We start from the raw sequence: 1439 nt of genomic DNA on the forward strand, positions 1-1439 counted from the left end.
TAGGCCGTGTGTCGAAAGTGGATCTTGGGCTGTGAATGATCGCGGTCCATGGGTCGGGGAGATCTCACGGACGAGCAGTGGGCTGTGCTGGAGCCGTTGTTGCCGAAGGGGATGAAGGCGGGGCGACCGCCTGTCTGGCCTCGGCGGCAGCTGATCGACGGCATACGGTTTCGGGTCCGGACCGGTGTTCCATGGCGGGACGTTCCCGTCGAATACGGGCCGTGGGGCCGGGTCTACGACCTCTTCCGTCGGTGGCAGCGGGACGGCATCTGGCACCGCATACTGACTCGGCTCCAGACCTTGGCCGACGCGAAAGGCGCGATCGTCTGGGACCTGAGCGTCGACTCCACGGTGTGCCGTGCCCATCAGCATGCGGCTGGGGCCCGCAAGCAGGGCCACCTGCAGAAGCAGCCACCGGGCGGCATCTTCACCGAGCCCTGTGATCATGGGCTGGGGCGGTCGCGCGGCGGGTTCACCACCAAGCTGCACCTGGCCGTCGAGCAAGGTCAGAAACCCATGGCGATCGTGGTCACGGCAGGACAGCGTGGGGACTCGCCGCAGTTCGAACCCGTACTGGCAAAGGTCCGCGTGCCCCGCATCGGGCCGGGTCGGCCACGCGTCCGTCCCGATCGGGTGCGGGCGGACAAGGCGTACGCCTCCCGCAGAAACCGCGCCTACCTGCGCCGACGCGGGATCCGATGCACCATCCCGGACAAAGCTGACCAGGCGCGCAACCGCCGGAAGCTCGGTTCCCGCGGCGGCCGGCCGCCGCACTTCGACCCGGTCGACTACCGCCAGCGCCACGCGGTCGAGTGCGGGATCAACCGCCTCAAGAGGCACCGCGCCGTCGCAACGCGCTACGACAAACTGGCGGTCCGCTACGAGGCGACCGTCCTCATCGCAGCTATCAACGAGTGGCTGTGATCAGCACCAGTGGTGCGGCGACTAGAAGAACGTCATGTCCCAGTCGCCCGAGATCAGGGCCCTCACGGCTTCCTCGAACCCGTGCCCGACCCGCTGAACTCCTGCGTCACCGCCCAAGACGATGTCACCGTTCTCTGCGAGGAGAACCATCTCCTCGGTCGAGAGGGCGATGCCCACCGGCAGGGCGGACATGCCGAGGCGCTTCTCGAAGTACCGCACGTTCGGCGCGAACGCCTCTGTGGCCTCCCCGACCGAGATCGTCAGCGAGGTCTCGTCCCCGGTGACATGGGACGGCCAGAAGACCGTCGTCTCGCCGTACTTCCCGAGGAACGCCACGAGCTTGTCGGTGACGTCGAAACCCGCATCCTGGTAGGCCAGGCGGGCTGCCTCGACATCCACGGGACCACACTCGACGCGCAAGGCACCGGCGAATGCCCTGCCAAGGGACTCCTCCCTAGCCCTGCTGTGCTCGAAACTCATCCGTTGTGCCCCTCTCTGAGCATGTCGGGCACCCA

At 67.3% G+C, this 1439-nt stretch carries 2 protein-coding genes; one reads left to right on the plus strand and one right to left on the minus strand.

Annotated elements, in window-relative coordinates:
* Window positions 1-48 precede the first annotated feature (48 nt).
* Window positions 49-924: an IS5 family transposase gene (locus ACF1A1_RS39310; protein ID WP_392006985.1), complete on the plus strand. Its 876-nt coding sequence runs from the start codon at window positions 49-51 to the stop codon at window positions 922-924.
* A gap of 21 nt (window positions 925-945) precedes the next feature.
* Here ACF1A1_RS39310 and ACF1A1_RS39315 read toward each other — a convergent pair whose 3' ends face one another.
* Window positions 946-1404, minus strand: coding sequence for an SUKH-3 domain-containing protein (locus ACF1A1_RS39315; protein WP_392006987.1), 459 nt, complete (start codon window positions 1402-1404; stop codon window positions 946-948).
* Window positions 1405-1439 lie beyond the last annotated feature (35 nt).

The organism is Streptomyces sp. NPDC014995, assembly GCF_043080745.1.
GTDB lineage: Bacteria > Actinomycetota > Actinomycetes > Streptomycetales > Streptomycetaceae > Streptomyces.